The organism is Shewanella sp. HN-41 (genome assembly GCF_000217915.1).
Classification (GTDB): Bacteria; Pseudomonadota; Gammaproteobacteria; order Enterobacterales; family Shewanellaceae; genus Shewanella.
Window position 1 is genome coordinate 251,698 of sequence record NZ_AFOZ01000014.1, and the last position, 22,182, is coordinate 273,879.

The 22,182-nt window shown below is 46.6% G+C and carries 19 protein-coding genes; 12 read left to right on the forward strand and 7 right to left on the reverse strand.

The features are described 5' to 3' along the window. Nucleotides 1-168: 168 nt before the first annotated feature. Both SOHN41_RS03740 and SOHN41_RS03745 read right to left on the reverse strand, forming a co-directional pair. A complete protein-coding gene (locus SOHN41_RS03740; protein WP_007645743.1) occupies nt 169-1,800 on the reverse strand; it encodes a methyl-accepting chemotaxis protein in 1,632 nt (543 codons plus the stop codon). Between the two features lie 136 nt (nt 1,801-1,936). Next, the gene (locus SOHN41_RS03745; protein ID WP_007645744.1) at nt 1,937-2,827 is read right to left on the reverse strand and encodes a DMT family transporter; all 891 of its coding nucleotides are present in this window, start codon (nt 2,825-2,827) and stop codon (nt 1,937-1,939) included. A 194-nt stretch (nt 2,828-3,021) separates the two neighbouring features. Between SOHN41_RS03745 and SOHN41_RS03750 the strand changes: the two genes are divergently transcribed. Next, complete coding sequence (locus SOHN41_RS03750) at nt 3,022-3,801, forward strand: AraC family transcriptional regulator (protein WP_007645746.1); 780 nt, start codon at nt 3,022-3,024, stop codon at nt 3,799-3,801. Nucleotides 3,802-4,352: 551 nt separating this feature from the next. Here the strand turns inward: SOHN41_RS03750 and SOHN41_RS03755 are convergent. From SOHN41_RS03755 to SOHN41_RS03765, 4 genes are all read right to left on the reverse strand, one after another. Next, nucleotides 4,353-4,739 (reverse strand): GreA/GreB family elongation factor, encoded by a 387-nt coding sequence (locus SOHN41_RS03755; RefSeq protein WP_007645750.1) that lies wholly within the window; start codon nt 4,737-4,739, stop codon nt 4,353-4,355. A gap of 464 nt (nt 4,740-5,203) precedes the next feature. Beyond that, the gene (locus SOHN41_RS19740) at nt 5,204-5,338 is read right to left on the reverse strand and encodes a DUF2474 family protein (protein ID WP_007645752.1); all 135 of its coding nucleotides are present in this window, start codon (nt 5,336-5,338) and stop codon (nt 5,204-5,206) included. A gap of 60 nt (nt 5,339-5,398) precedes the next feature. Continuing rightward, entirely contained in the window at nt 5,399-6,406 is a 1,008-nt protein-coding gene (cydB, locus tag SOHN41_RS03760; RefSeq protein ID WP_007645755.1) for a cytochrome d ubiquinol oxidase subunit II, read from the reverse strand. 55 nt (nt 6,407-6,461) lie between these two features. Further along, a complete protein-coding gene (locus tag SOHN41_RS03765) occupies nt 6,462-7,802 on the reverse strand; it encodes a cytochrome ubiquinol oxidase subunit I (RefSeq protein ID WP_007645757.1) in 1,341 nt (446 codons plus the stop codon). A 155-nt stretch (nt 7,803-7,957) separates the two neighbouring features. On the opposite strand from SOHN41_RS03765, the gene SOHN41_RS03770 reads away from it, so the two are divergent. Together SOHN41_RS03770 and SOHN41_RS03775 are read left to right on the forward strand one after the other, a co-directional pair. Beyond that, nucleotides 7,958-9,370, forward strand: coding sequence for a PLP-dependent aminotransferase family protein (locus SOHN41_RS03770; RefSeq protein WP_007645759.1), 1,413 nt, complete (start codon nt 7,958-7,960; stop codon nt 9,368-9,370). Between the two features lie 208 nt (nt 9,371-9,578). Further along, entirely contained in the window at nt 9,579-10,877 is a 1,299-nt protein-coding gene (locus SOHN41_RS03775) for an O-acetylhomoserine aminocarboxypropyltransferase/cysteine synthase family protein (RefSeq protein ID WP_007645766.1), read from the forward strand. Between the two features lie 328 nt (nt 10,878-11,205). On the opposite strand, the gene SOHN41_RS03780 is transcribed toward SOHN41_RS03775, so the two are convergent. Beyond that, nucleotides 11,206-12,339 carry a methyltransferase gene (locus SOHN41_RS03780; RefSeq protein WP_037458001.1) on the reverse strand — a complete coding sequence of 378 codons (1,134 nt, stop codon included), beginning with the start codon at nt 12,337-12,339 and terminating at the stop codon, nt 11,206-11,208. An 83-nt stretch (nt 12,340-12,422) separates the two neighbouring features. Between SOHN41_RS03780 and SOHN41_RS03785 the strand changes: the two genes are divergently transcribed. The 9 genes from SOHN41_RS03785 (at nt 12,423) to SOHN41_RS03825 (ending at nt 22,181) form a co-directional block, all read left to right on the forward strand. After that, the gene (locus tag SOHN41_RS03785) at nt 12,423-13,124 is read left to right on the forward strand and encodes an alpha-ketoglutarate-dependent dioxygenase AlkB family protein (RefSeq protein WP_007645769.1); all 702 of its coding nucleotides are present in this window, start codon (nt 12,423-12,425) and stop codon (nt 13,122-13,124) included. 148 nt (nt 13,125-13,272) lie between these two features. Then, nucleotides 13,273-13,593, forward strand: coding sequence for a BolA family protein (locus SOHN41_RS03790; RefSeq protein WP_037458006.1), 321 nt, complete (start codon nt 13,273-13,275; stop codon nt 13,591-13,593). A 241-nt stretch (nt 13,594-13,834) separates the two neighbouring features. Next, the gene (locus SOHN41_RS03795; protein WP_007645776.1) at nt 13,835-14,950 is read left to right on the forward strand and encodes a TRAP transporter substrate-binding protein; all 1,116 of its coding nucleotides are present in this window, start codon (nt 13,835-13,837) and stop codon (nt 14,948-14,950) included. A gap of 163 nt (nt 14,951-15,113) precedes the next feature. Then, nucleotides 15,114-15,623 carry an S-ribosylhomocysteine lyase gene (gene luxS / locus SOHN41_RS03800; protein ID WP_007645779.1) on the forward strand — a complete coding sequence of 170 codons (510 nt, stop codon included), beginning with the start codon at nt 15,114-15,116 and terminating at the stop codon, nt 15,621-15,623. Between the two features lie 156 nt (nt 15,624-15,779). Next, on the forward strand, nt 15,780-17,831 hold the full coding sequence (locus tag SOHN41_RS03805) for a TonB-dependent receptor (RefSeq protein ID WP_007645780.1): 2,052 nt from the start codon (nt 15,780-15,782) through the stop codon (nt 17,829-17,831). 403 nt (nt 17,832-18,234) lie between these two features. Then, the gene (locus SOHN41_RS03810; RefSeq protein ID WP_037458147.1) at nt 18,235-19,569 is read left to right on the forward strand and encodes a Na(+)-translocating NADH-quinone reductase subunit A; all 1,335 of its coding nucleotides are present in this window, start codon (nt 18,235-18,237) and stop codon (nt 19,567-19,569) included. Further along, a complete protein-coding gene (locus SOHN41_RS03815; RefSeq protein ID WP_007645787.1) occupies nt 19,569-20,768 on the forward strand; it encodes an NADH:ubiquinone reductase (Na(+)-transporting) subunit B in 1,200 nt (399 codons plus the stop codon). Before SOHN41_RS03810 ends, SOHN41_RS03815 begins: the two co-directional genes overlap by 1 nt. Further along, nucleotides 20,761-21,549, forward strand: coding sequence for a Na(+)-translocating NADH-quinone reductase subunit C (locus SOHN41_RS03820; RefSeq protein WP_037458009.1), 789 nt, complete (start codon nt 20,761-20,763; stop codon nt 21,547-21,549). Before SOHN41_RS03815 ends, SOHN41_RS03820 begins: the two co-directional genes overlap by 8 nt. After that, nucleotides 21,549-22,181: an NADH:ubiquinone reductase (Na(+)-transporting) subunit D gene (locus SOHN41_RS03825; protein WP_006080467.1), complete on the forward strand. Its 633-nt coding sequence runs from the start codon at nt 21,549-21,551 to the stop codon at nt 22,179-22,181. The genes SOHN41_RS03820 and SOHN41_RS03825 overlap by 1 nt, the downstream gene beginning before the upstream one ends. The last annotated feature ends 1 nt before the right edge of the window (nt 22,182 follow it).

Below are 22,182 nucleotides of genomic sequence, written 5' to 3' on the forward strand. Positions count from 1 at the left end.
TGAAGATTTGAGTCTATCCGCAGTGGGACTCCAAGTTACAGGGCAAGGTGTCTTGTGGACTGGAACCCGTTATTGTGACTATTGAGTCGTTCGTACTCGCTTTGCTTGAAGTCAGAATAAAAAGGCCAAACCTTTTCGGCTTGGCCAGTTAACTTAATCCCTTCCCCGTTAAGCGACTTTAAATCGCGCCACTTCTTTTTGTAGGTTGCTGCAAATCGCTTTAGTGTTGACGACGATTTGCTGGGTCTCTTGGATAACCATATTACAATATCTCGTTTTATCAGAGAGTTCAGTCAAGTTACGATTGATTTCTTCGGTTACATGGGTTTGCTCTTCGGTTGCCGTTGCCGTTTGTGTGGACATCTCGCTCACCTTAGAGGTGGAGTTGAGGATTTCATCTAATGCCTCTTGGGTCTGGCTAGCGAGGGTGACTGTTGATGTGGTTAGGCTAGCACCGGATTCAATACTCTTAACCGCATCATTTACGCCTCGTTGCAACTCTTCAATCATGCGCTGAATATCTTGGGTAGAGGTTTCGGTGCGACTCGCCAGAGTACGCACTTCATCGGCGACCACGGCAAAACCGCGGCCCTGTTCGCCGGCCCGGGCCGCTTCAATGGCAGCATTAAGGGCGAGCAGGTTAGTTTGCTCCGCGATGGAGCGGATCACATCGAGCACTGAGGCAATATTGGCCGAGTTGACTGAGAGTTTTTCAATGACAGAGACGGCATTTTTAACCGATTCAGAGAGTTGCTGAATATGATTTACGGACTGGGTGAGAATTTTTTTTCCTTCTACAGTTTGATCATTCACCTTAGTAATTTCGCTCGCCGTGTGCTGGGCGTTGCTAGCCACTTCCCTGACGGCCGCGCTCATCTCATTGACTGCGGTGACAATGGTGTTGACGAATTGCTCCTGCTCGTGGCTGATATTGATTGTGGTGGCAGATTTAGTCGCAAGGCTTTCAACGGTTTGGTTCACATCCTTGGTTTGGCTAATAATCGCGATAATCATCTGTTGTAGCTGTGCCACAAATAAGTTGAAGGCATTAGCGAGTTCGCCAATTTCATCCTGACGAGTGATGGGGATCCTCTGGGTTAAGTTGCCATCGCCATCGACAATATCATTGATCCTATTGGTTATATCTCGAATGGCGTTGACTATGATTTTGGGACCAAAATAGGCGATCAAAAGGGCGATAATTGCGACTAAGCTGGCTATGCTGACCGATATTTGGGTTTGCGTGGTGGCCTGCTCCGACGCCTGTAAATCCAGCTCTTTGACGCGGTTATCGGCGGCTTCCCCTGCGGCGTTGTAGATATTTCTTAGGGCTTTAAACTCTTTTTTAGATTTACTTTCATGCAGTTGTCTCGCTCGTTCAAAATCATTATTTTTAACTGTGTTAATCACCTCGGATGAGGCTTGATACCAGAGGGAGAATTGGGCTTCAAAGCCGCTGGTTGATTGCAGCACTTGTAGGTGATCCTTGAGGATTTTTTTAAATTCCTCCATACGATCACGGGCTTGGTCGACGTTTTCCTGCCAGTTGTCTATCTCGCTTTTGCGCTCATCGGTGTTCAAACCTTCTCGGAGTAACACTTCTTCACTAAGCTGCGCTTGGTAAAGATCGCGGTCAGCATTGAGTATCGCCGAAATTGCCGGGTTAAAGAGTTGACTAAACTCCTGCATTTGCTTAAGAGTCGCGCGGCTCTGCATGGCATCGGTTATTGCCATCACAATAAGGGCTGTTGCCATAACGATAAACATCAGCGAAAACTTAACGCGGATACTGTTAAACATAGGGGCATCTCCATTAGTAACTTATTAAATAGCTTAGTAGTTATTTAGGAGTTTGCGTTGAACTTGCGAGGTTGCGTGTGTACATAAAGGATGTGACTCGCCTCTATGGTTATCCAGAGACGAGTCTATTTGCAGTTTATTCGGGGCAAGCTAAGGTTGAGATGGCTTTAGGCTTAGGTTTTATCTGCACTAACATTACACCCATAATGACCATAGAGCCTCCAACGTAATGATAAATGGCTAAGGTTTCATTCAAGATAATCGCCGCTAAGATGGCTGCGAGGATCGGCATCAAATTGAAGAAAATGCTAGTACGCTCGGCCCCTAACTTGCTGATGCCATTAATCCAGGCCCAAGGTGCGATGAGTGAGGCGCCAAGGGCGGCGTAGAGGATTAACGGCGCGGCTTGGCTGCTAATGGCGACACTGGGCGCGCTAAACAGCAGCGGAGTTAACATCAACACGGCAATAATGCCTTGAATATACACCGACTGCCAAGTGGATATCGGCAGCTGCCAGCGTTTGAGCAACACACCATAAAGTGCGTACACAAAGGCACTGATAAGTAACAGTAAATCTCCTTGGGTCACGCCGATGGCAAGCTTGGTCATATCCCCGTGGCTTAGCATAAACACTAAACCTAATAATGAAATCAAAGTGCCACCAAAGACTAAGGGTGTCAGTTTTTGTTTGAGTAAAGGTACGGCCAAGAACAGGCTCACCATAGGTACTAGCGAGTTGATTAAGGCCATATTCGTCGCTGTGGTGGTTGCCGCTGCAAAGTAGGCAAGGCTTTGATTTAACACCATACCTAAGGCGGCTAAGGTTGCTAATTTGGGGAGTAGTGGTGCTATGGCTCTACGATTTTTCCAGACGGGTCTTAACATAAATGGCGTTAGCACTAGCATGGCAAAAAACCAGCGATAAAAGGCAATGGCTTCAGGGGCGATAATCCCAAAGGAGAGTTTGTTAACAATGGCGTTGCCCGCCCAAATAACTACGGCGAGTAGGGGAAATAAATACAACATGAGTCAGTCTTAATTGGCGTGAGGACGGGTTAATGCTGAGTGGCATAAACCTGATGTCATAGGTTGGCTGCTATTATCCTCGATCTTTTATGATATAAATATCGTTTATAAGACAATGTCAGTTCGTCGGCGGACAATCATTTATAGGTCTTTGTCTGCGTTTCGAATCGAGTCAGCCCATTTTCGGAGTAGCGATGCGTCCCGTTTATCATCCGCTCAAGGTGGAACAAGCGCCTGTTGCAGATATTTTCTTTAACTATGAAGCCTTTCTGCCCAATACCATCACCCCGAAGCATAGCCACACCTGGGGACAATTGCAGTTGATCAGCGGTGGAATTATGGAGCTACATGCCGCAGGGCAGCGGTTTTTATCGCCATCCCAATATGCGATTTGGGTGCCAGCAAGGATTGAGCATGAGAGCTACACTCGCCGCAGTATCCATTATTGCTCGATGAATATAGTGGCCAGTCGAGCGGCTGTTTTCCCAGATAAGACCTGCCTGCTGGCCGTCACGCCCATAGCGCAGGCGATTGTCAACGACCTAAGGGAGCGGCAAATCCGGGTGGCAGAGAGCGACGCGGATAAACGTCTGGTTGAGGTGTTAATCGATCAGTTGATTTTAGGGCAGGCGCAGCCGCAATTTTTACCTTCGAGTACGGATAAACTGTTGCAACCTATTCTGCAGCAACTCGAACTCGACCCCGCCAGCCAAAAGAGCCTTAAAACCTGGGCCAGTGAACTGCATACCACAGAGCGCACCCTTGCTCGGCGTTGCCAAGACTGTCTTGGGATGAGTTTTACCGAGCTGCGACAGCGACATAAGTTTATTTACTCGTTACAACTCTTGCGTGAGGGATTGGCAATCAAAGAGGTTGCTCTGACTTTAGGCTACAACCAAACATCGCCATACATAGTGATGTTTAAAAAATATGCCCAATACTCACCCGAGCAATATCGCCGTCAACTGGCATAAAAATAGGGCACGGTGGTACCGTGCCCTATAGCTAATAAAGAGAGGAGTTAAGGGATTTTTACACAGGCATTAATCGGCGTTTTTTTGTCGATTCCGTTTATCCTGACGTTTCTCTTTTAAGGTTTTCATCGGCGGTTTTTTCGATTTTTCTTTACTCATGGGAAATACTCCTAGCTGAAATTGAATTCAGCAAAGTTAAACTCAGTAAAGTAATACTATCGAGTGTAGTGCCGCGTTCTTACCGATAGTTGATTTAATTTTGCCCGTCGGAAAATTAAAATGATGAAAAAGCCGTATGAACCAGATAAATAAACTTATACTTCTTGATGGTTTTTACATAAGCGCTGCCATACTCGGTAAATATGCAAGAGGTTTAAGCCTTGGCTCATCGGCTTTAATTAATTTCGCGGCCTATTAATGACTTCAAAATAGTATTCTCCCTCTTTTACTTATGCCTATGCTAGATGCCGCCGCAAATAGCGACCTAAAAGCATGTCGCCACTGAAATTTGAACATGCTTTATTCTGATAATACTGTGCTTACCATTAATTTTATTTCTTGCTTAGGGCGATATCCTTCACCATAAATAGCACTGGTTTGCCTAAAATATTTACCTCGGCATATTCTCCCTTAGTGCGTCCGAGTAGACTCACGCCGAGATCGGAAATCACAGAGTAGCGACCCGCTCTGGGTTTGTGCCTAGGTGGGTATACCAGTTCGATACGGTATTCCTGTTGGTCTTGTTGATTAATCAGTAAAATTTCTCGCCCAACCGTCACTTTATCTAAGGTTTCTTCATTTTTAAGTTGATCCAGTTTCGCTATCACCGCCGCCAGTGAGATCGGGCGCAATGAGGCATTAAAACTGTTTTGCAGGTAATAGGTTTCCGTTTTCAACATAAAAGATTGAAATAGGTTGCTAAAAAAAGAATAAAACATAACTACCCCAAATATGAGCTAGATAACAGCAATGCTCCAAAATAAAAAATGAAGCAATAAATTAAAATATGAGAGATGGGCTGCCGAGTGCGAGTCGCACTCGGCTTAAACTGGAAATTTTAGTGAAAGGCGCACGAAGCTGGCTAAATAATGAAGCTTATTCAGCGTAAAAGAGGAACGCTTAAGAGTGATGGATGAAAATGCATTTTTAAACATAGTGCTACATCTCCATATCAAATTAAGACTAAATTAATCATCCAGTGTGTCGATGATTAATGGTTAATAAACTGTCGATACCATAGGCCAACTGAAAAAATAAATCAACTCATGTTTTTATTTAGGTCAGTAGTATTACTGAGTTGGCGTAAATCTCCCTGTTAAATAAAAGTTATCGCTTCAAAATACCGCCAATTTTAAACATATGTTAGCGCATAAATTTATTGAATGGGTTGAATATGACTCGGTTAGGTCGTTAGCCCTGTGCCTTGCAATAATATTTTAAGGCAAAGGGAAACCAGCAGTAAGCAACTGACGCTGGTGCACCAAATCAACAGTAACCAGCCGAGCCGTTTGGGCAGAGATGAAGTTTGAGTCGTCATATCGATCTCCTTAGATTGTTTTGCTGGCAGCCGAGTCGATATCGGCTGCATAAGATCGTTTTAGTGATAGCCCGCATCCTTGGTGACTTTGCCGCGAAATACGTAATAGCTCCAAAAGGTGTAGGCCAAGATCAGTGGGATAATCATCAGTGCGCCGATGAGCATAAAGCCTAAGCTGCTCTCGGGCGCAGCCGCCTGCCAGAGACTAATCGTTGGCGGGATAATATGTGGCCAGATACTGATACCTAAGCCACTAAAGCCTAAGAATATTAACGCGAGCGTCAGCAAGAAGGGGCGATAGTCGTCTTCGGTACTTAATGAGCTGATAAGTGCCTTAGTGCAGAGCAATACCAAAACAGGAACCGGCGCAAAATAGAATAGGTTCGGCAGACTAAACCAGCGTAGGGCGATATTGGGTTGCACAAAGGGCGTCCATAAACTGACGATAGCTATGACCATCAGCAGGCATATGGTCAGTCCTTTGCCGAGCTGCTGCATGGACGTTTTGAGATTACCTGTGCATTTCTTCGCTAACCAAGTCGCGCCTAGCAGTGCATAGGCCAGCATCAGCCCAAAGCCGCAGAAGAGTGAGAAGGGCGATAACCAATCGAAGCTACTACCGCTAAACCTTTGTCCATCTACAGAAATACCTGAGATAAATGCCCCAAGCACTACGCCTTGGGCAAAGGTGGCAAGGATAGAGCCGTACATAAAGGCTTTGTCCCAAAAGGGTTTAGTCTCGGCGCTGGATTTAAACCTAAATTCGAAGGCGACGCCGCGAAAAATCAGGGCGAGCAGCATAATCAGCAAGGGAATGGTCAGTGCTTCGAGCACTATGGCGTAGGCGAGGGGAAAGGCGCCGAGCAGGCTAGCACCACCCAACACTAGCCAAGTCTCGTTACCATCCCAAACCGGCGCGACAGTGTTGACCATTACATCTCTATCGTCTTCATTGTGGATGAAGGGAAATAAGATGCCGATGCCAAGATCGAAACCATCCATCACTATGTACATGAGAGTGGAAAAGATGATGATCCCAAACCAAATCAGGGGTAAGTCGAATTCCATGTTGTGCCTTTAAATGGGTTGATTAATCAATTGATATGCTAAAAAACTGGATTTGTTATCCATGGTGCTCAATCCCTTGTGATACAGGCCCTTTACTGATGAGCCGCATCATGTAGCGATATCCCACACCAAAAATGCCGAAGTAACAGATAACAAACATCATCAGGCTGAGGCTTAAATGGGTCACACTATGGGACGAAACCGCATCTTGAGTGCGCATTAACCCTTGGATAACCCAAGGTTGGCGGCCGAGTTCAGTGGTAAACCAGCCCGCGAGGGTCGCGATTAATCCCGCGGGACCTAAGAGCATCACAAAGCGTAAAAAGAGTGGATTGCTGTATAGTTTTTGGTTGCGTCTTAGGTAGAGGCTCCACACACCCGCCAAAATCATCAGTACACCTAAGCCCACCATGACTCTAAAACTCCAAAAGACTAAGGGCACATTGGGCCAATCCTCGGCGGGAAACTCAGCTAGAGCGGGCACTTGCTGGGTTAAATCATGCTTTAAAATCAGGCTGGCTAATCCCGGAATTTCCAAACTGAATTGATTGCTTTGGCTATCCATATCGGGCAAGGCGAATAAGATGAGCGGCGTGGGCTCATCCCCTTCATTACGCCAATGTCCTTCCATTGCTGCGATTTTTACAGGTTGATATTCAAGGGTATTTAAACCATGAAAGTCACCAATCACCGCTTGCAGTGGTGCAACAATCAATGCCATCCACATGGCCATGGAGAGCATTTTGCGAATCGCAGGCGTATCGTTTCCTTTGAGTAAATGCCATGCGGCGGAGGCGCCAACAAAGAAGGCCGAGGAGAGAAAGGCGGCAACCGTCATATGGGTTAAACGGTAGGGGAATGAAGGATTAAACACTATTTGCCACCAGTCGATGGGGACGACTCGGTTATCAATGATTTCAAACCCTTGAGGTGTGTGCATCCAGCTATTGGAGGCGAGGATCCAAAAGGTTGAAATCACAGTGCCCGTGGCCACCATACAAGTGGCAAAAAAGTGTAGTTTTTTGCCGACTTTATTTTGCCCAAACAGCATCACTCCGAGAAAACCCGCCTCGAGGAAAAATGCCGTCAGCACTTCATAGGTGAGCAGAGGGCCGGTCACGCTCCCCGCAAAGGCCGAAAAACCACTCCAGTGGGTGCCAAATTGGTAGGCCATCACTATGCCTGAGACCACTCCCATGCCGAAGTTGATGGCAAATATCTTCAGCCAGAACTGATACAGCTGCTGATATACCTGATTGTTTGTTTTCAACCAGAGTCCTTCTAACACGGCTAAATAGGTGGCCAACCCAATAGTGATAGCGGGGAAGATAATGTGGAAAGAAACGGTAAAAGCGAATTGGATCCTCGCGAGTACGGTGGCATCAAAATCAAACATAGTGTCCTCAGGAGATTGCGGTCTCGTTGCAAAGGTATGTGTTAATGCAAGCCGTTCGGTGCCTCGGTTCGGCGCCGCTGATGGCTTGTGCATTATTAGACCATGGGGTAATCTGGCTATAACAGATACAAAATTAATTAAATTAACTATAACAAATGTCAAAGTACCAACAGCTAGCGCAGGATCTAAAAAACCGAATAACCCAGGGCGTCTGGCAGGCGGGGGATAAGCTGCCCTCATTACGGCAAACCGTGGCGGATTCTGGTCTCAGTTTAATGACAGTGTTGAACGCCTATCAGTTGCTCGAAAGCCAAGGCGTGATATTAGCGCAGGCAAAATCGGGTTATTTAGTGGCGCCTCAGCCAGAAGCTTTTCGTTATCCTGAGGCTCAGCGACAGATCTATTTATCCGATAAAGTCGATATCAATGAGTTTGTTTTTAATGTGTTACAGGCATCGAAACAGGCCGGGATAGTGCCGTTTGGATCGGCGTTTCCCGATCCCAGTTTATTTCCACAGCAAGCCTTGGCGCGCTCGCTCGTTAACGTGACTCGGCATATGTCGCCTTCGTTCGCGGCCGATAATCTTCCCCCCGGCAATGCGGGGTTACGCAAGGCTATTTCCCAACGTTATGCCAAGCTAGGCATGAGCGTCTCGCCCGATGAAATCTTGATTACCTCGGGGGCAATGGAGGCGCTGAATTTGAGTTTAACGGCACTGACTCAGGCAGGAGATTGGGTTGTGATTGAATCGCCAGCTTTTTATGGCGCGATGCAAGCCATTGAACGCCTTAAGCTGAGGGCGATTGCGGTCGCGACGGATCCCCGTGAGGGGATCGATCTTAAGGCGCTGGCCGAAGTGCTTAAGACCTATCCTGTCAAAGCCTGTTGGTTGATGAGCCTGCATCAAAACCCCTTAGGTTGCAGCTTATCGGAACAGAAAAAACTGGCGCTTTATCAATTGCTTTGTGAGCATAATGTTAGCCTGATTGAAGATGATGTGTATCAGGAGCTTTATGTTGGTTCGAGTGCGCCTAGGCCGATAAAAGCCTTAGATACCCAAGGCAATGTGTTGCATTGTGGCTCTTTTTCTAAATCCTTGATTGCAGGGTATAGAGTCGGTTGGGTCGCTGCGGGGCGCTATGCACCTCAATTACAACGGCTGCAACTAATGTCGACCCTCTCGACCAGTGCGCCTATGCAACTGGCGATCGCCGACTTTATTCAGTCGGCACAATATGATCGCCATTTAAAGCGCTTACGCCATACCTTAGCGGATCGTAAATTTGCCATGTATCAGTTGCTGCGCACTCACTTGCCTGAGTCTGTGAGCGTTAACTTTGAGCAAGGCGGTTATTTCCTCTGGCTGGCGTTGCCTGCCCATATGGATGCGACCCAGATCTACTATCGGGCGCTTGAGCGAGGGATCAGCATCGCGCCGGGTAATCTCTTTAGTAATCAAGCCGAGTTTCGCCATTTTATGCGTATTAATGCCTCCTACGACTGTTCACCCGAACGAGTGCGAGCGGTAAAAGATCTAGCAGCACTCATCTATGACTATCCGAATTGATATGCCGAATTGATGTGCCAAAGTGTGAGCCGTTGTAGCCATTTCGCTTGCGCACTAAAAATATTTAGACTTCTAGATGGCCATCTGTTAGCTTGAGGTCGGTGCACAAATCTTGTGCTGTCTTAGTGTCATTTTGCGCAGTGCTCACCTTAGGGTTGTCTTAGGTTAGTGGCAAAGGTTGGGGAATTTATTGGGGAAGGAATCAAAGATGAAACTTGAATCACTGGCGTTACACCACGGATATGAATCAGAGGCGACCACGAAGGCCGCCGCGGTACCTATTTATCAAACCACCTCCTACACCTTCGATGACACCCAACATGGTGCTGATTTATTTGACTTAAAAGTCGCTGGCAACATCTATACGCGGATCATGAATCCCACGACCAGCGTACTCGAGCAGCGACTCGCTGCCATTGAAGGTGGCATAGGTGCGCTCGCAGTCGCCTCGGGAATGGCGGCCATTACCTATGCGATTCAAGCCCTGACTCAAGTTGGCGATAATATTGTCAGCACCAGTCAGCTCTATGGTGGCACTTATAATCTGTTTGCCCATACGCTGCCGCGCCAAGGAGTTGAAGTGCGGATGGCTGCCTTCGATGACTTTGAAGAGCTCGATGCCTTAATCGATGCCAAAACCAAGGCGTTATTTTGTGAGTCTATCGGTAACCCGGCTGGTAATATTGTCGATTTACAACGTTTAGCCGAAATCGCCCATAAACACGGCGTGCCTTTAATCGTCGATAACACGGTTGCCACGCCTGTCTTATGTCGCCCGTTTGAACATGGCGCCGATATCGTGATCCACTCCTTAACCAAATACATTGGCGGTCATGGCACTACGATTGGCGGCGTGATTATCGACTCGGGTAAATTCGATTGGGTGGCGAATAAAGAACGTTTTGCCCTGCTCAATCAAGCCGATCCTTCCTACCATGGGGTGGTCTATACCGAAGCCTTTGGTGCCGCAGCCTTTATTGGACGTTGCCGCGTGGTGCCGCTGCGTAATACCGGTGCGGCCCTTTCCCCCCACAGCGCATTCTTGTTGTTGCAAGGGCTTGAAACCTTAAGCCTTAGAATGGAGCGCCATTGTTCGAATGCCTTGGCATTGGCCGAATATTTGATACTGCATCCTTCGGTGAGTTGGGTGAATTACGGTGCCTTGCCGAGCAGCCCCTACCGTGAAAATTGCCAAAAGATCACCGGTGGTAAAGCCTCAGGGATCATCAGCTTCGGGATTAAGGCGGCCACACCTGAGGAAGGCAAAATCGCCGGTGGTAAGTTTATCGACGCGCTGCAAATGATTTTGCGCTTAGTGAACATTGGTGATGCGAAATCGCTTGCCTGCCATCCTGCCAGCACCACCCACAGACAGCTGGATTCGAATGAACTTGCTAGAGCCGGTGTGTCTGAAGATCTTATTCGTATCTCCGTCGGCATAGAGCATATCGACGATATCATTGCCGATGTATCCCAGGCGCTGGATAAGGCTCTGGTGAGCAAATAGGCCATATCGAATAGCTGATATTAAGTCGTGAATAGTAAAAGCCGCCATCGATTCAATTCACTGGCGGCTTTTTTAGTACTTTAAAAACGATGTTAATCAAGCAGCAGTCGATTCCTCGCCTTCTGGCCGCGGTAAGACTAAGTCGAGACAATCATGTCTGAGGACTTTTGTTGTAGATTGTACTGGCGAGAAGGCATTTCGGCGAGTCGAGCCATTCGTTGAGAAGGGTTCTTAGAGGGATGACCGCTGACTCAAAGTGTTCAAGGAGCATACTCGCATAAAATAGGGCCGCAATATTCAGGGGCTATTTTATGCGAATGCTGAAGGATTACTTCTTGGCCTGCAGGATCACAAATTTACCGTTGGAGGCGACTGTGGTGCAGTTCTTAAATAAACGCTGCAATTTCACATGGTAAGCCAGATGGCGGTTGCCGACGATATGCAAGATCCCACCGTCTTTTAAGCGACGGCGAGAGTCTAAAAACATCTGCCAGGCGATGTGATCGGTAATGGCCTCACCTTGATGAAACGGCGGGTTACACAATACCAGATCTGGCTGTACATCATCTGGCAGATGCGTCATGCAATCGTCCCAATAGAAGTGGCCTTTGTCTGCGGGCAATTGATTGCGTACCCAGTTTGCCTTGGCAGATGCGACCGCCATTTCAGAATCATCAATAAAGTGGATATTGGCCTCTGGGAATAACTGGGCGGTACGTAACCCAAGTACACCATTGCCACAGCCGAGATCGACAATCGTTTGAAAATCTCCCTTGGGCAGATTTTCAAGCATGATGCGAGCGCCAATATCGAGTTTGTTGGCGGCAAACACATTACTTAAGTTGCTGATCTCAAGTTGATATTCAGGTATCACCCAAGTCACTTCTTTCGGCAATACTCTTGGCTTGCCATCGCTCACACAGGTAATTACTCGCGTGTTTTTCCAGGCTAAACTGGCGCTCGCTGGGCCTAAATGCTTAGCAAAGATATCGAGTAGGGCGCTATTGATCGATTTGGCTTTGGCTGCCACTAATATACGAGTGCCAGCGGGTAACGCTTGGGATAAGCGCGTTAGCTGGTGGGCAAAGTAGCTTAAATTTTTAGGTAACTTCATCAATACTAAGGCTAAGTTTTCTGGCAAAGTATCGCGGCTGGTAAACCATTCTAGGTTATCCATCGACAGCTGATTGCGGCCATGGTTTTGTTCTGTGCCTAAAAAGCTGGTTCTGGCATCGGTTTCAATGCACAGGGGCCAACTCGGATTGAGTTTCGATAGGGCACAGCTCAAGGCACCAAAACTGTCGTTGATAATGGCGGTTGGCACGGCGATTTGCTCTGACTCAACGAGGCTTTTGAGTAAGTGTTCATCGGCGGCATCCCAAGCTTGAAGATTAGATTCCTGCTGGGCCGGATACCGTAAAAGTTCGAGTTCAACACCCGCTACTGAAAATTGTGTCGTCATGTGCCACACTGAGCCAATAAATTTAAGGCGCCGATTATCGCAGATTTCACGATTGAGTGCGACGACTCGCGAGGAGGAGGCCCATGCTGCAGGGAACATTTGAATTCGATAGTGAGGATGATTGCTCAGTCTCATTCGAACACTCTGATGATCAAGTGGCTATCCTGTCGAATATTCCAGTGGTTTTGTCTAACATCGAGCCCCATGTGGCTCAAGCAAAACCGCCCATCACCTTAGTGCGTGGTTATCTTAATGCCGAGCAGCAAGCGGCTTTACTTCAAGAAGCGCAATTCTATCCCTTGAGCCGTCCTGAAATCCAAGTATTCGGTCAGTTTCACCCTATCCCCCGTCAGCAAGTGTGGTTCGGTGATTTGGGCTGTGACTATTTATATTCTGGCCTTTTTATTCGCGCCTTACCTTGGCCTAAGTATGCCCATAAACTGAGGGAAAAACTCGCACGGGATTTTGGCTTGGCCTGCAATGGTGTCTTAGTGAATCGTTACGCAGATGGTAAAGATTGTATGGGGGCCCATAGTGATGATGAGCCCGAAATTGTCCACGGGAGTCATATTGCCTCTATCAACCTTGGTGCTACTCGGGATTTTGTGATTAAACATAAACATAGTCAGGTGAAGTACAACATCAGTTTGCATGGTGGTGATTTGCTGATCATGCATTGGCCTATGCAGCGCGATTGGCTGCACAGTGTGCCTAAGCGATTAAAGGTTAAGGACCCCCGTTGGAACTATACTTTTAGGCAACTGGTAGTGAATTATCACGGTTAATATTTACCCATAAGATATGGCGTTGATCTTGTCGTTAATGTTGCAATTGAGTGAGTCATCACCGACAAAATTGGCTGCGTGAATTTGATCTTTTTAAATTGAAGCAGTACTCTGCGCCCACTGGATTTTCCCATTCTGAGATTCGAATATGTCCAACATGCATACGCAGGTTATAGTGGCCGAGATCATCACACAGAAGTTAACTGATAGTTTCTCGCCAATTCACTTAGAGGTTATTAACGAAAGCCACCGTCACCATGTTCCACCTAATTCAGAGACTCATTTTAAAGTCGTATTAGTGAGTGAAGAGTTCGATGGGCTGCGTTTATTGGCACGTCATCGCTTAGTCAATAACTGTTTAGCCCATGAATTAGCCACAGGAGTGCATGCGCTTTCTATTCATACTTTTACCCCAAGTGAGTGGAATGCGAATGTGGAGGTCCCTAAAACACCTAATTGCCGCGGTTAAAGGTTAAAGGTTAAAGGTTAAAGGTTAAAGGTTAACGTATTTGCTACTAAGCCACTCTTCGGGAGTGGCTTTTTTAGGTCACATGGAAGGCATTCTTTAGTTTCCCTGCTGAATTTTCTGTGTTAACAATATGTTCTATTTTGTGGGGTGTTCAACGCACATCAATGCGTTTAACACGCCTCGTAAAGAACGCTGACTCAGATTTGATAAAGAGGGCGATTAAAACTCGGGAGTGTATTAGATGCGTAGGTTTGGGTTCCTGCTTTTAACTCTGTTGCTTGTGGTGCTTAGTGGTTGCAAACCACCAGCCAGCAATGCGGAAAATGCATCAGGGGAACTTGGCAGCCCGCTATCATCTCACCCTCAAGTTATCGAATGGCGTCTTGCAACCTCTTGGCCTAAAAACTTCCCCGGTTTAGGTATGGCCCCCGAGCGCTTTGCCCGTCTTGTCGATGAGATGTCCAGTGGCCGCTTAAAGATCCAGGTATATGGCGCGGGTGAATTAATGCCCGCCTTTGCGGTGTTCGACGGCGTCAGCCAAGGCAAAATCCAAATGGCCCATGCAGCCTCCTATTATTGGAAGGGAAAAGCGCCCGCCTCACAGTTTTTTTCTTCGATCCCCTTTGGAATGACGGCCCAAGAAATGAATGGTTGGTTGCACTATGGTGGTGGCATGGCGCTGTGGGAGGAGGTGTATCGCCCCTTTGGCATCATCCCAGTAGCGGGCGGTAATACGGGCATGCAAATGGGTGGCTGGTTTAATAAACCCATCAATACGATCGCCGATTTTAAAGGTTTGAAGATCCGTATGCCGGGCTTAGGCGGTGAAGTGTTAAAACGAGCCGGTGCCGTCCCTGTTAATATGGCAGGGCGTGAACTCTATGGTGCGTTACAAACGGGGTCGATCGATGCGGCCGAGTGGGTCGGACCATTGAACGACCTTGCCTTTGGTCTGCATAAAGTGGCTAAGTACTACTATTATCCCGGTTGGCATGAGCCAGGTTCTAATATGGAGTTTTTAATTAACAAAGCCGCCTTCGAGGCGCTTCCCAAGGATTTGCAGTCCATTGTGAAGGCCGCGGCTAGGGCCATAAACCAAGATATGCTCGATGAATATACGACCCGTAATGTGACCGCCCTTGAGATCTTAGTCAAAGATGAGGGGGTTGAGTTAAGGGAATTTCCCGTCGAAGTGCTGACAGAGCTTGAGCAGATTTTCTTGAAAGTGATTGAAGATCAAGCTAATCAAGATCCCTTAATGCGTAAAGTTTACGATGCTTACCATGTCTACGAACAAGGTGTACGTCAGTATCATAAAATATCTGAGGATGCCTACAGCCAACAAAGGCAACAATAACCACCAGTGTTGATATTAAATAGCCATATTAGCAGTGAATTTATATGAGATGATTTCATCTTACCTTATCTTGTTATCGACCTAATTCATTTGGTGTTATGCTTGCAACCTATATAGACAATGACAGTGGCGTTGATGTCGCCCTGAGAATTTGGAGATCCCTATGCCATTACTTGATAGCTTTACCGTTGACCATACTCGAATGAATGCACCTGCGGTCCGAGTCGCTAAGCATATGAGCACGCCAAAGGGCGATGCGATTACTGTATTTGATCTGCGTTTTTGTGCGCCGAATAAAGAGATCCTCAGCGAGCGTGGTATTCACACTCTGGAGCATTTATTCGCAGGCTTTATGCGTGATCACTTAAATGGCAATGACGTTGAAATTATTGATATTTCACCCATGGGTTGTCGCACTGGTTTTTATATGAGTTTGATTGGTGAGCCGACAGAACACCAAGTAGCCGATGCGTGGTTAGCTGCGATGGAAGACGTACTGAAAGTGGTTGAGCAGTCTGAAATCCCTGAGCTGAACGAATACCAGTGTGGCACCTATGAAATGCATTCATTAGAGCAGGCACAAGATATCGCCCGTAATATTATTGCGGCTGGCGTGAGTGTGAACCGTAATGATGATCTGAAACTAAGCGATGAGATCCTCGGTAAACTCTAAGTTTTAGCAATCCTGAATATTGAAAGTTGCAACTGAGAGTTTTAGCCAAAGATAGAAGAAAGCGACAATGTCGCTTTTTTTTTAGAATAAATTCAGTTATTTTACAACTTAATAACAAAAACACCGTACGCTAACAAACACTTTTGGGAGCTTGGTATGTCTAGCCACTATTTTGCAGTATCGCTTACCGCTGCTGCGGTTTCTCTTGTTTGTTCAAATGCTCTCTCTGCCAACCCTCTTTATTATCAGACCCTAGAACTCAGCGAACTCAATGATGGCTATCACAGCAGTGATGATGTGATGACGCTCAGCCACTTGAATTCATTAACCCTACTGCCCGCCGATCACAGTGGTAATACGGCCAATGTTGATATGCGCTCGGCCAGTCAAGGTGTGGCTGTGATACAGGATAGGGTTTATTTCTCTCCGGCTCCCTATAGCGCACCACAGTTGCAGTTACTGCCACATGTTCTGCAGCAACAAAGTGTTACCGTCACACCCCTCGCGGATATGGCTGTTGGAGGACAAGGTGCGTTTGGGGTGATTAATTACCAGAGTCTAGCCATTGCAGATCATGTTCAGAATGCCAGTCTAATGATTGAGGGAACGACTGACTCGGATATTAATGCGGGCATGAACTGGAGTATTAAGCAAAAAGAATATGGCATGCTTTTGGCGGCAAATTACAGCCAAAATCAAGGCGATGGATACTTTCTTAATGATAGTGATGCTGACAGGCGAACCACAGATATTCTCTTTAAAATGAATGCCTCTAGCCTGCTAGGCGCTCGAAACCCACAGGTGACAGAATTTACGTATCAATTTATCGATGATGATAGTTACCGCTCACAATTGGGATTGACCGAAGCCGACTGGCTTCATGATCCTCTTATGCTTTATTCTGCGAGCGCTGAGGATGAGCACCAGGGACGGCACCATAAATACCAACTTTCACATCAAGTGACCCTAGGTAGTAGTAAAGTGGTTACTGACTTTTACTACCAATCCTATTCACAGCAATTAAATCAATTAAGCCAATTCAACGGTCAGGACATTGATATTCAGAACCTTGCAGCTATTGCCGCATTCGATCGACAGCCCACAGTCGATGGCGCAGAGCTCACAGCCCTAATGCAGGACAATGATTACAGCTCTTTTGGCATTCAAACCCAATCGATCACTCAGTACGGTGAGCATCAAGTGATCTATAGTGCTCGCTATCATACCGATAAAGCCGAAATGCGTTTTGGTGAGCAACAGGAACAGTGGCTGGCAGATAGAAGCATTGCTGGCGGCATCTCTACGGATATCTTGGCTTACACCGATAATGCGACAGCCCTTACCTCTGCAATTGATTCATTGTTCAACTGGCAAGGATTGCAAATCAAGTTAGCACTCACTTATGAGCATGTGGATGTGAGCCGTGAAGTTAATTTAGATTATGCAGGGCTCGAGGTGGTGGACTTTTCCGATAGTGATTGGATGCCACAGTTAGGGGTTTTATACGATGCAGGAAATTGGCGCTTTAGCACCGATATACGTAGGGCCTGGAGTGCGGCAAGTGCGGGCAATAGTGAACAGGAGGCGCAGGTTTCGCTCCATTATCAAGTGAGTGCCCAATACGCCAGTGACGGTTTGAGCGCCGATATTAAAGCCTATGTTCAAGAGTTTGATAATCTGCATGTGGACTGTGATGCTTATTCAATGTGCTCAGATACGCGCTTGTTAACTCAAGAAAATGTTCCAGATGTGCTCACTTATGGTGTTGAATTCAGCCTAGGCTATCGCTGGGATCTCGGCCAAGTACAGTTACCCTTGGGGCTGAATTATCAATTTTTGAGTTCTGAATATCAAACCAACACTTGTACAGCAATTCAAGGGTGTGTCTCTGCGGGTGATAAATTGGCTTGGTTACCCGAGCAGCAACTGCAATTCAGCGCTGGGGTTAAATATGCCGAATATGGTCTTAATTTGAATGCCTTCTATCAATCTGAACGAGAGTTAACTCAGTTTGGTTCTGAACTGCAAACGGTTTCGAGTCAATGGCGGGTCGATTTAGCGGCCAATTATCGTTTTGACCGTCATCATGAACTTTATTTTCGCATCGAAAACCTCTTAGATGAATCACTGGTCACAACAGCATCAAATAGTGGAATTCGATCTGAAAATGGACGGATCAGCTATTTAGGTTACCAATGGCGCTTCTAAGCTTAGATGAAATCTTGTTTGAATTTTATTCGGTGGAAGGTAAGAACAATACCATCGGGGAGTTTTATGGTCACCCTCTACTTTTTGCTAAATTAAATCTTTAGAAATTAATGTTATAGTATTTGCTGACCGTAATATTTTCTCTTTCTGATCCGTCACTAGGTCGGAAGGTGGACGCCGTAGCGCATGATTCTTTTAAATCCGTATTTTAGGTTTGAAAACACCTATAATTTTCGTGGCGATGCCAAGTCAATTGGGGTAAAATGCGCGCGACCAGCGTGATTGCGATCGCATTTCTGTGATAAATCTGCGCTAGCTCAATGCAGTAGGTTTTGTTTAAAACCTCAGTATTTAGCAGGAACGCGGCGCATTGTCTTTCCTTCAAAACGTAGTGCTTGTGGATATGATTACAATTAAGAAAGGATTGGAACTGCCTATAGCAGGCGGACCAGAGCAAGTTATCCATAATGGCCCAGCCATTAAACATGTAGCTACTTTGGGTGAAGAGTATATTGGCTTACGTCCTACGATGAAGATCAAAGTGGGCGATAAAGTACAAAAAGGTCAGGTTCTTTTTGAAGATAAGAAGAATTTAGGCGTTAAATATACGGCTTTAGCCAGTGGTACTATATTAGACATTAACCGGGGCGCCCAGCGTGTGCTGCAGTCTGTCGTTATTCAAGTGGAAGGCAACGAAAGCGTTGCCTTTGCTAAGTATGACGCCACTGCACTCGATACGCTCGACTCGCAACTGGTCCGTGACAATCTGATCGAATCAGGTTTATGGACTGCATTGCGTACTCGTCCTTTCAGCAAAGTTCCTGCTGTAGACTCTTCTGCCGCTGGTATTTTTGTAACCGCGATTGATACTCAACCCCATGCTGCCGATCCCGTCGTTGTGATCCGTGAGCATAAAGAAGATTTTGCTAATGGTCTTAAAGTCTTAGCAAGACTCACTGAAGGTAAAGTTTACCTTTGTAAAGCGCCTGGCGCCGATATCCCTGCCGCAAACGCCCAAGTTGAAGAATTTGCTGGTGTTCACCCTGCGGGTCTTGTTGGTACTCATATTCATTTCCTACTTCCTGCTTCTGCAAAACGCACTGTTTGGCATATCGGTTACCAAGATGTAATAGCCATTGGTCAGCTATTTACGACGGGTGAACTGAATTCTGAACGTGTGATTGCGATTGCGGGTCCTAAAGCGGCTAAACCAAGACTGGTTCGTACAGTGTTGGGTGCAAGCATGGCAGAATTGACTGCTGGCGAAGCCTTAGATGGTAATGTTCGTTTGATTTCAGGTTCTGTTCTGAACGGTCGTACCGCTATTGGCCCACAAGGGTATTTAGGTCGTTACCATGTTCAAGTGAGTTTGTTAGAAGAAGGTACTGAGAAAGAATTTTTAGGCTGGGTATTACCAGGCTCAAATAAATATTCAATTACTCGTGCATTCTTAGGACATCTTGCTCCTTCTCGTCTGTTCAGTATGACGACCAGTACAGGTGGTTCAGACCGCGCTATGGTGCCAATTGGTAACTATGAGCGTGTTATGCCCCTGGACATTCTTCCTACTATGTTGTTGCGTGACCTGATTTCAGGTGACTTTGATGGTGCTGCTACCTTGGGCGCATTAGAGTTAGATGAAGAAGATCTCGCACTGTGTACGTTCGTATGCCCAGGCAAGTATGACTACGGTTCATATCTGCGTGACTGTTTAGATACGATCGAGAGGGAAGGCTAATGAGCTTGAAAGATTTTTTCGAACGTATTGAACCCGACTTTGAAAAAGGCGGAAAATACGAAAAGTTTTATGCCCTATTTGAAGCGGCATACACGATTTTTTATACCCCAGGTAAAGTGAACAAGGGTAAAACCCACGTTCGCGATAACCTCGACCTAAAACGTATGATGATTACGGTTTGGGCCTGTGCTTTCCCAGCGATGTTCGTGGGTATGTACAACGTAGGTTTACAAGCTCAATTAGCGCTCGTGGCTGGTTTTGCTACCCCTGACGTATGGCAAGTAAGCTTGTTTAGCATGTTCGGTACTGAACTGACTGCTAATTCTGGCTGGCCTGCGCTGATGTGGTATGGCGCCTGTTTCTTCCTACCTATCTACGCGGTGACTTTTGCCATTGGTGGTATTTGGGAAGTGCTGTTTGCCTCTGTTCGCGGTCATGAAGTCAACGAAGGTTTCTTCGTTACCTCAATCCTCTTTGCCTTAACACTCCCTGCAACGATTCCATTATGGATGGTTGCCTTAGGTATCACCTTCGGTGTGGTTGTGGCAAAAGAAGTGTTTGGTGGTACTGGGCGTAACTTCTTAAACCCAGCGCTAGCGGGTCGTGCCTTCCTGTTCTTCGCTTATCCGCTGAACATGTCGGGTGATACCTCATGGGTTGTCGCTGACGGCTACTCAGGTGCAACTGCACTGAGTCAAGCAGCGTCTGGCACCCTAGATTACGCCATTAACCAAAACTGGTGGGATGCGTTCTTCGGTTTCATTCCTGGTTCTGTCGGTGAAGTGTCTACATTAGCGATTCTGTTAGGTGGTTTGGTCATCATCTATACCCGTATTGCTTCATGGCGCATCGTTGGCGGCGTGATGGTGGGTATGATTGCGATCTCGACACTGCTTAATGTTATAGGTAGTGACACTAACCCAATGTTTGCAATGCCTTGGTACTGGCACTTAGTGTTAGGTGGTTTTGCGTTTGGCATGATGTTTATGGCGACAGACCCTGTGTCGGCGTCATTCACTAACCAAGCTAAATGGGCATACGGTATCTTGATCGGTGCAATGGCTGTGTTTATCCGCGTGATTAACCCTGCATTCCCAGAAGGCATGATGTTAGCAATTCTGTTTGCTAACCTGTTCGCGCCATTGTTCGACCACTTTGTGGTTCAGGCAAATATCAAGCGGAGGATTGCCCGTGGCTAGTAATAAAGATTCGTTCGGCAGAACGTTATTTATCGTCGTTGGCTTATGTCTAATTTGTGCGATATTTGTGTCTACTGCAGCAGTGTTACTGCGCCCAACTCAAGCGGAAAATAAACTGCTTGATAAGCAAAAGTACATTCTGGAGGCCGCAGGTCTTATCGATACTAAAGCGGGCAAAGTGACCAAAGCGCAAATTTTGGAAACTTACGGCAAACACATCGAAGCTAAACTGGTTAACTTGAAAACCGGTGATTGGGTTGATGGTGTGAATGCTGACACATTCGATCAACGCAAAGCGTCCCGTGATGTGAAGACTTCATTTGTGCCAGAAAACGACATCGCTTCGGTGAAGCGTGTTGCAGAGGATGCTGTGGTTTATTTGGTTCGTGATGAGCAAGGTAAATTGACCAGCGTGATCCTGCCCGTTCACGGTTATGGCCTGTGGTCGACTATGTATGCCTTCCTCGCTTTGGATGCCGACTTAAACACAGTGCAAAGCTTAGTTTACTACGAGCAAGGTGAAACCCCTGGCTTAGGTGGCGAAGTTCAAAATGCCCAGTGGAAAGCAAAGTGGCATGGCAAAAAGTTATTTGATGAGCAAGGTAACATTGCCATCAGCGTAACTAAAAACCCTGCAGTGGCCAGCTCTGAGTACGGTGTAGACGCATTATCTGGCGCGACACTGACCAGTAATGGTGTGCAACATTCACTGACATTCTGGTTAGGTAAAGAAGGTTTTGCGAGTTTCATTGAAAAAGCACGCAATGGAGGTCTCAGCTAATGTCTGACGCTAAAGAACTGAAACAGGTTCTGACAGGACCTATAGTCAACAACAACCCGATTGCATTACAAGTTCTTGGTGTATGTAGTGCGTTAGCGGTAACGAGTAAGCTCGAAACTGCCTTGGTAATGGCGTTGGCATTAACTGCGGTAACTGCGTTTTCGAACCTGTTTATCTCAATGATCCGTAATCATATTCCTAGCAGTGTGCGTATTATCGTACAGATGACCATTATCGCCTCTTTGGTAATCGTGGTTGACCAATTGCTGCAGGCTTATGCTTATCAGATTTCTAAGCAATTGTCGGTATTCGTCGGCCTGATTATTACGAACTGTATCGTAATGGGACGCGCCGAAGCCTACGCGATGAAAACACCGCCTATGATGAGCTTTATGGATGGTATCGGTAACGGTTTAGGTTACGGTGCAATTCTGTTAGCCGTTGGCTTCGTACGTGAACTGTTTGGTAACGGTTCTCTGTTCGGTGTTGAAATCCTGCACAAGATCTCTGATGGTGGCTGGTATCAACCAAACGGTCTGCTACTACTGCCTCCAAGTGCGTTCTTCCTGATCGGTGTGCTGATTTGGATTATTCGTACCTATAAGCCAGAGCAAGTTGAAGCAAAAGGGTAAG